7 protein-coding genes are annotated in these 7,957 nt (G+C 49.3%); 5 read left to right on the forward strand and 2 right to left on the reverse strand.

What is annotated here, in order from left to right:
- Positions 1-641 precede the first annotated feature (641 nt).
- From K2I50_RS03675 to K2I50_RS03690, 4 genes are all read left to right on the forward strand, one after another.
- A complete protein-coding gene (locus K2I50_RS03675) occupies positions 642-1,349 on the forward strand; it encodes a DUF3800 domain-containing protein (protein WP_135957514.1) in 708 nt (235 codons plus the stop codon).
- Complete coding sequence (locus K2I50_RS03680) at positions 1,336-1,848, forward strand: hypothetical protein (RefSeq protein ID WP_301024885.1); 513 nt, start codon at positions 1,336-1,338, stop codon at positions 1,846-1,848. Before K2I50_RS03675 ends, K2I50_RS03680 begins: the two co-directional genes overlap by 14 nt.
- Positions 1,849-2,115: 267 nt before the next feature.
- A complete protein-coding gene (locus K2I50_RS03685; protein ID WP_301024886.1) occupies positions 2,116-2,244 on the forward strand; it encodes a hypothetical protein in 129 nt (42 codons plus the stop codon).
- Between the two features lie 641 nt (positions 2,245-2,885).
- The gene (locus K2I50_RS03690) at positions 2,886-3,698 is read left to right on the forward strand and encodes a DUF4595 domain-containing protein (protein WP_301024887.1); all 813 of its coding nucleotides are present in this window, start codon (positions 2,886-2,888) and stop codon (positions 3,696-3,698) included.
- A gap of 120 nt (positions 3,699-3,818) precedes the next feature.
- Here K2I50_RS03690 and K2I50_RS03695 read toward each other — a convergent pair whose 3' ends face one another.
- On the reverse strand, positions 3,819-5,258 hold the full coding sequence (locus K2I50_RS03695; RefSeq protein ID WP_301024888.1) for a sensor histidine kinase: 1,440 nt from the start codon (positions 5,256-5,258) through the stop codon (positions 3,819-3,821).
- Positions 5,242-5,943, reverse strand: a complete 702-nt coding sequence (phoB, locus tag K2I50_RS03700; protein ID WP_301024889.1) for a two-component system response regulator PhoB — start codon at positions 5,941-5,943, stop codon at positions 5,242-5,244. Before phoB ends, K2I50_RS03695 begins: the two co-directional genes overlap by 17 nt.
- A gap of 157 nt (positions 5,944-6,100) precedes the next feature.
- On the opposite strand from phoB, the gene lacZ4 reads away from it, so the two are divergent.
- Entirely contained in the window at positions 6,101-7,906 is a 1,806-nt protein-coding gene (gene lacZ4, locus K2I50_RS03705) for a beta-glucuronidase LacZ4 (protein ID WP_301024890.1), read from the forward strand.
- Positions 7,907-7,957: the final 51 nt, after the last annotated feature.

The following is a 7,957-nucleotide window of genomic DNA, read 5'->3' on the forward strand; positions in this document are numbered from 1 at the left end:
CCCACACATCCCCCCTCGCATTTACCATACCACTGCCACCCATAGCACCCCCGGCTATGGGTGGCTGCTTTTCCCGTCACGCCTACCCGCCGAGACAAAACCATCCGCACACACCCTCACTCCTGTCCTACTCCGTCACCTCCTAACCGAAATCCGACAAACGCCCCACAATTACTTCCTTATTAAACAAGCTCTTAATTCATTTTAGTTTGCTGCAAATTTAACATCTTGAATGACCGTCCATTGAATGAAATTTTATAACTTTGCAGTCGCATATCGCTCGCAGAGGCCCGATATGGGTTGCGGGGGGTGCAAGTGTACTAATACTGTACTTTGGGAGAAGATGGCGGCAAGCAACAGCAAATAGATTTGAAATATTTGTCATCTGTTCGAGATTTTAACTGTGCAGATTTGTGCCTTTTCATCGGATCTCTATCCCATTAAGGGCTTTAAATACCCTATCAAACAAACATCCTCGGATATACCCTTTAAGCCGTTTGAGGAGATGTATGTTACTCGGAGATATATCGAAGACCATAGTCCCACACGGACTCAACGCATAGTACGGCGGTGGTTGGCTGATTTATGATGCAATATTTCATCGCTAAAAACATTAACAACATCCTCAACCTAATCAGGATATGACTAACAAATTATACAATATATACTGTGATGAGAGTTGCCATCTGCAAAATGGCAGACGCAACGATAGTGTAATGGTCATTGGGGGTATTACTTGTCCGGATATCTTCAAAAAACAAATCTCAGATCAGATCAGAGCTATTAAATTTCAGTACGGCGTTTATCGTGATACCGAAATTAAATGGAATAAAGTATCTCCTGCCAAGTTGGAGTATTATAAGGCACTTGTTAAATTTTTCTTCGATTGCAACTATCTAACATTCCGCGCTATTATCGTAGATAAGAGAGAACTTGATTTCCAGCATTTTCATCTAACTCATGATGAATTTTATTATCGTGCATATTTTTTGATGCTAAGCCGCATTTTTGCTCCTGGTAGCGAATATGCTATTTATATTGATATTAAAGATACCCGAAGTCAAGCTAAAGTTGAAAAACTACACGATGTGCTGTGCAATAGCCGTTATGATTTCAACCGACGAATGATATACCGCGTTCAGCAAATACGCTCCCACGAGGTTGAGATTATGGGCCTGACAGATTTATTGATTGGAGCGATTTCTTACCTCCATAGAGGGATATCTACAAGTAGTGCAAAAACTACGCTTATCAATTTAATTCGGGAAAGAAGTGGCTATTCGTTGACTTCTAATACATGGCCTCTCGAACCTAAATTTAATATTTTAGTTTGGCATGGACATAAATAACGAGAACAACCAGTATCTTGAATTGCCAGAGTTAATCGAACTCTCGCAATTCGGTGGGAATTTTGTCCAGTATCTCGAAGCTGTTTATGAAATATTCACTAATGAATTTATCCTAAGCCGCCCAATATTCCGCGGAACTAGATTGGCATTAAAAAAATTTCCTGTAACTGATGGCAAAGAAGCGACTTTTTGGCATATGACATCAGAAGGATCTGATGAACAAAACCGACTCCCGGACCTTAGGCGACTTGAGCGTATCAAATGGCCATCGTTCATTATAAACAACAGCGAACACGCATATCTTCGAGTATGGGAAAACACTCGTGGCACCAAAACCAATGTGCTGATTATGCACGAAGATGAAAATTATGTAGTGATTCTTCGCAAGGGTAACGGTTATCTACTTCCATGGACTGCTTATTTGATAGAACACAAATGGCGAAAAAAGAAGTTCATCAAGGAATATGAAGAATATATAAAAAGCAAGGAGCGGCAATGACCGCTCCCGTTTCTCTTTCAACTCCTGGTTGGTGAGATGTTGCAAAGTTAAAAACTTTCTACTTTACCAACAAATTTTCGGAGGTCAAAGTTGTTTTTCAGACTGTTATTTAACTCTTCTTCCTCAAATCACCGGCTTCTATTACCATATTATGTCTCTACAGGACTGAATCAGGGCTATTGTAGAAGGGACAATTGATCGCATAGGGCTTAGATGGTTGCCTTCAAGTTCATCCGACCGAAATTTCGGTCGGATGCGTGTTGATTAGTGGTAGCCTACGTATACCTCAACACCCTCCAGGAGTCACAGGAAATGATGTCGGGCCTCCGCAAACTGCTCCGCGCCACCTCCAAACTCCGCAGCAACGACCCCGTGGCCCGCGTAGGCGCCGCCTGACCCCCGCTCCCCCGACACATCTCCCCTCGCATTTACCATACCACAGCCTCCCATAGCACCCCAGGCTATGGGAGGCTGCTTTCCCGTCACGCCTACCCGCAGAGACAAAACCATCCGCACACACCCTCACTCCTGTCCTACTCCGTCACCTCCTAACCGAAATCCAATAAACGCCCCACAATTACTTCCTTATTAAACAATCTCTTAATTCATTTTAGTTTGCTGCAAATTTAACATCTTGAATGACCGTCCATTGAATGAAATTTTATAACTTTGCAGTCGCATATCGCTCGCAGAGGCCCGATATGGGTTGCGGGGTGGGTGCAAGACATAATAGAAAGCGTTTACTTGACGCTCTTTCTTGACAGTCGGAAATCTGGTACATTTCAATCTCAGTCAAGAATGAGACAATAGTAGATGCCTTGTGGATATGTATAATCCGCCGCGAGGTTGGCACGAAAGTGTCGGCCTTAAGCGTATTCACATATTCTGCGTGAGGCTTCTGCGTTGTCCGTTCTACTGAGATAGGCAATACCAGAGCCTCCGACTGTGGATTGGACAACAAGTAGGGTTCTCACGCTTTTTCTTTATAAACCAATCCAAAATGCAGCCGAAGTGAGACCCTGAGGCAACAAACCTTTATGAACCAGTTCATCAAATTCCATGTGTTGGCTCTAACTGCAATGTCTATGACATTCATATCTTGCAGTGATGAAAAGGACGAACCGACTCCAGACACGCCGACAGAACCCAAAGTAGAAAACGTTTTCACCAATGGGGTGCCATCATCTATTAACGGCGCAAACATTACAACAAACAACAATGGACAAGTAACCAAAATCGTAGACGGCAACGAGACCATAACCATTGAGTACGGAGCATTCAGCCGAGCAGACAACTTCAATGTAAAGGCAACAATCAAGGATGATTACGATACCGAGACGTTCTATATGCAGACCAACAAACAAGGTTTCGCAACTTACGTTCTACAGGTTTACAGTGATCCGACTGCCGGTGAGAATGAGGACGGAACAGACACCTGGAGATTTGAATACAGCTCCGACGGACAACTTACTCGACTTCAGCGTAGCGAGAGTGGTGACGACTTCACCATCACTTATGTAAACGGTGACATCGTCAAAGTCGTACATGTTGACAATGACAATGACAGAAACGAATATACCATAAATTACACCGGAGGAAAGCCTAATAAGGGGTGTGTAATGATGTTTGATGGCTTTTTCGGCATTGACATGGACGAAATGGATATATTTTACTACGCAGGCCTATTGGGCAATGCCACGAAAAATCTCCCCGTGGGTTACGTCGAGAAAAATAAGGACGGCGATACGTATACTGAAACATTCCATTGGGAATTCGATGCCAATGACTTTCCCACCAAGTTCTGGTCAGGAGACAATGTGTGGGATGCTGTAACATGGTCATGGAACTGAAGCGATTAAACGATAAGAAACCAGAGTAACAGAATCGGCTACAACTCGCGACTTAAGTTGTAGCCGATTTTATTGTATCTATTCTTTGCGGGGGGACAGGCCGGGGAGAGCGGCGGGGGATTATCGGGCCAGAGTGAAGATGAATGTGGCGCCGGAGGGGTGGCGGTTGGCGGCGTAGATGGTGCCCCCATGGAGCTGCACGGCATTGCGCACTATGGAGAGGCCCAGCCCCGTACCTCCCATCAGGCGCGAACGCCCCTTGTCGATACGGTAAAACCGCTCGAATATGCGCTCAAGGTGCTCCTCAGGTATCCCGGTTCCATTGTCCGACACACTGAAAGTATAAGCCGCAGCCGACTCCTCGTCGCGACGCACCCTTATCTCACTCCCGCCGCTGTAGGCTATCGCATTGTCTATCAGATTGCGGAATATCGAGTAGAGAAACGCACGGTTGCCGTTGACCGTTGTCTTCGCAGGAATATCCACCGAGAGGCATACACCGTTTTTCTGTAGCTCACCCGACAGCGAGTGCGCTATCTCGTCCACAAGTTCGCCTATATCGACAGGCTCCTTGGCTATATTCGCGGCTCCGTCATCCATGCGCGTGATGGCCGCCACGTCGTTGAGCAGTCCGGCCAGACGCTCGGTGTGTGAGTAGCACAGCTCCACAAACTCCCAGTGTTTCTGCGCCGGAAGGTCGCGATGGTCGAGTATGGTCTCAAGACACACCTTTATCGACGCCACTGGAGTCTTCAGCTCATGGTTGATATTGTTGGTGAGCTGCTTCTTTATACGGTTCTTCTCCTGCTGCTCGTGCATGGCTCTGCGATGCTCGATGTCACGCTCCTCCATAGTGCGTTGCAGCCTGGCATACAGCCTTATTATGTGGTTTGAGATACTCCCCAGCTCATCGTGAGGGAATGCACCGGTCTCATACACACTCTCACCCTTTTCAGCCTTCTCGGCAAAACGGTTCAGGCGCGTGACAGTGCGCCCTATACGCCGCGTGGCAAAATATGCGAGCACACTCATGGCAAAAGTCACTGCACCCATAAACCACAGAAACGTGCGGTCAGCCTCGAGCACCTCATGGAGCGGCAGTGAATATGGCACGGCCGACCTCACGATAAGGTCATCGCCACGGGTGGCCGAATAGAAATAGGTATTGTCGGTGCTGCGCGAGTGGCGCCGCATGGTAAACCCGTGGCCACTGCGCATCGCCTCGCTGATTTCGTGGCGGTCGAGATGGTTCTCTCCAGGCAACGAGTCGAGCGTATTGTCAAACACGAGCGACCCGTCGACACCTACCACCGACACCCTTAGCCCATCTATCGGAAGACGCTGACGGGCTATCGTTGCCAGAAAGTCGATCGAATCGGTCTGCAGGGCATCAATAAGGTGGGAGTTGAATAGCTGAAGCTGACCCTCGAGCTTCTCCACCTTATAGATTTTCTCGCGGTGATACTGAAACGCCACAAAACATGCCACAAATATCCACGAAAAGCCAAGCAGCATGAAAAACAGCCTGGTATGATATGAAAGTCTAATCCTGCCAGCCATATCCATAGCCCGAGCGGGTCACTATCATACGGCCATACCGGCCAAGTTTTGAGCGGAGACGGGTTATATTGACATCGACCACACGCTCGACCACGACAATCTCCTCGGGCCATATCTTTTTCAGAAACTCTTCGCGCGAAAAAATCTTACCCCGGTTGGAAAGCATCAGCCACAGCATCTCAAACTCCTTGCGGGGGAGCCTCACCTCGGTGCCGTCGACCGTACAGCGCTTAAGACCGCTGTTAAGCACCAGCCCCTCAAAAGCCATCGATGAGCCGTCATCGGCAGAGACGCCCGGCACCGCCGAGGACGCCGACACACGCCTGAGCACACTCCTTACGCGGGCCACTACATTGCGTATCGAGTATGGCTTTGATATATAGTCGTCGGCCCCGAGGTCAAGACCGGCCACCATATCATCCTCACTGTCTTTGGCGGTACAGAATATTATCGGTATGCCGGCAAGCCGCGGGTTGCCTTTCATAATGCGCGCCATCTGCCAGCCGCTTATCTCCCCCATCATCACATCAAGGAGTATCAGCGCATAGACCGACAGGTCCATTGCAAGCGCCTCTTCGGCGCTGTATGCCGTATCTACCTCGTAGCCCTCAAGCTCAAGGTTAAAACGCAGAGTGTCGCACAACGTGGTCTCATCGTCGACAACAAGAATCTTCTTATTAATCATATCGTATCCGGTAAGAACATGTTAAAAAATGCTCTAAGTCATACAAAGATAACTATTTTCAACACCCCTATGTTTTTAACAGCAAAGTTTAATAAATTTTTAATATGAATATGAGTATATTTGTACCTGCAAACAAAATCTATACACACATTGCTCTATGAAGCCTTATTCTATACTGCCATGCTTCATGCTGCTATGCGCTCTCCCCGCTATGGCCGAGCGTATTACAGTCCCATTCAATGACAATTGGAATTTCAGGTTTGCCCATCAGGTAAACTCCCCCGGCCAGAGAGTCGACATCCCTCACACATGGAACGCCGGCGACGCCATAGCCGGAAAGCACGATTATTACCGTGGCATGGGAATCTATGAGAAAACCCTGCACATCCCATCGGAATGGGCCCGACAGCGCGTATTCCTTCGCTTCGAGGGCGCCAACGAAGTGGCCACAGTGTTTGTCAACTCCCGGTTCGCCGGAGAGCACCGTGGCGGATACGGCGCCTTTGTAATCGACATCACCGACTTTGTCAATCCCGACGATGACAATCTCATCACGGTAAAAGTGACCAACGCCCTGAACCTCGACATAATGCCCCTTGTTGGCGATTTCAACATGTATGGAGGCATCTACCGCAATGTCAGCCTGATAGCCGTAGACCCCACACATATATCGCTCACCGATTATGCCTCGCCTGGCGTATACCTCACCCAGCGTCATGTCGACCGCTCACGGGCCGAGGTAGAGACAAAAGTCGCCGTAAGCAACTACAGCGACATTCCGGCTGAAGCCAGTCTGCGCGTCACCCTGCGCGACGGCGACCGCACTATACTCACCCGCACAAAGGATATCAAGCTCGGAGCCGACACTATGCAGTACGCCACCATCGACTTCACCATCGACCGTCCGAGGCTGTGGGACGGACGCCGCGACCCGTTCATGTATACGGCAGATGTAGAACTGATTACCCCCGACGGCACAGTAACCGACAAAGTGTCACAGCCGCTCGGACTGAGATACTACTCCATTGACGCCGACAACGGATTCTCGCTCAACGGCACTCCGTTAAGACTGCGCGGTGTATGCCGCCATCAGGACCGGGCCGAACGCGGCAACGCCCTCTATCCCGAACATCACGAAGAAGATGCCCGGATAATCAAGGAGATGGGAGCCAATGCTGTAAGACTCGCACACTATCCGCAGGCCGAGGAGTTCTATTCGCTGATGGACCGCGACGGTATGGTCGTGTGGGCCGAGATTCCATTCATCGGCCCCGGCGGCTACCACGACCGCGGATTCAACAACCTGCCGGGATTCAAGGAAAACGGACGGCAGCAGTTGCGCGAGCTCATCCGACAGCATTACAACCATCCTTCGATATGCTTCTGGGGGCTCTTCAACGAGCTGAAGACTCATGGCGACAATCCTTCGGACTATGTGGCCGAACTCAACGATATAGCTCACGCCGAAGACCCCGTCAGGCCTACCACCGCGGCAAGTTTCCTCGACGAAGACCCGCTCAATGCCATCACCGACCTCATCGCCTGGAACAAATATTACGGATGGTATGGAGGCAGCCCCAAGGAACTCGGCCAATGGCTCGACGCCACCCACAGCAAGCACCCCTCTTTTAAAATCGGAATAAGCGAGTATGGAGCCGGAGCATCAGTATATCATCAGCAGGACTCGGTGAAGCGCGGCGACGCATCCGGATGGTGGCATCCCGAAAACTACCAGACCGCCTACCATATCGACAACTGGAAGGCAATCGCCGAAAGACCATACGTATGGGGGTCGTTTGTGTGGAATCTCTTTGACTTCGGAGCCGCACACCGCACCGAGGGCGACCGTCCCGGCATCAACGATAAAGGACTTGTGACTTTCGACAGGAAAACAAAGAAAGACGCATTTTATTTCTACAAAGCCAACTGGAACGATACCGAGCCGTTTGTCTACATCTCCTGACGCCGACATTCCCGCCGCACAGCCCCGACCGCCACAGTCACCATATTCTCC

It is taken from the genome of Muribaculum sp. (genome assembly GCF_029051885.1).
In the GTDB taxonomy this organism is placed as follows: Bacteria; Bacteroidota; Bacteroidia; order Bacteroidales; family Muribaculaceae; genus Muribaculum.

Bases quoted from the DNA above. Each gene is read 5' to 3' on its own strand.
- K2I50_RS03675 (WP_135957514.1), top strand. From the start codon at position 642: ATGACTAACAAATTATACAATATATACTGTGATGAGAGTTGCCATCTG.
- K2I50_RS03680 (WP_301024885.1), top strand. From the start codon at position 1,336: ATGGACATAAATAACGAGAACAACCAGTATCTTGAATTGCCAGAGTTA.
- K2I50_RS03690 (WP_301024887.1), top strand. From the start codon at position 2,886: ATGAACCAGTTCATCAAATTCCATGTGTTGGCTCTAACTGCAATGTCT.
- K2I50_RS03695 (WP_301024888.1), bottom strand. From the start codon at position 5,258: ATGGCTGGCAGGATTAGACTTTCATATCATACCAGGCTGTTTTTCATG.
- phoB (WP_301024889.1), bottom strand. From the start codon at position 5,943: ATGATTAATAAGAAGATTCTTGTTGTCGACGATGAGACCACGTTGTGC.
- lacZ4 (WP_301024890.1), top strand. From the start codon at position 6,101: ATGAAGCCTTATTCTATACTGCCATGCTTCATGCTGCTATGCGCTCTC.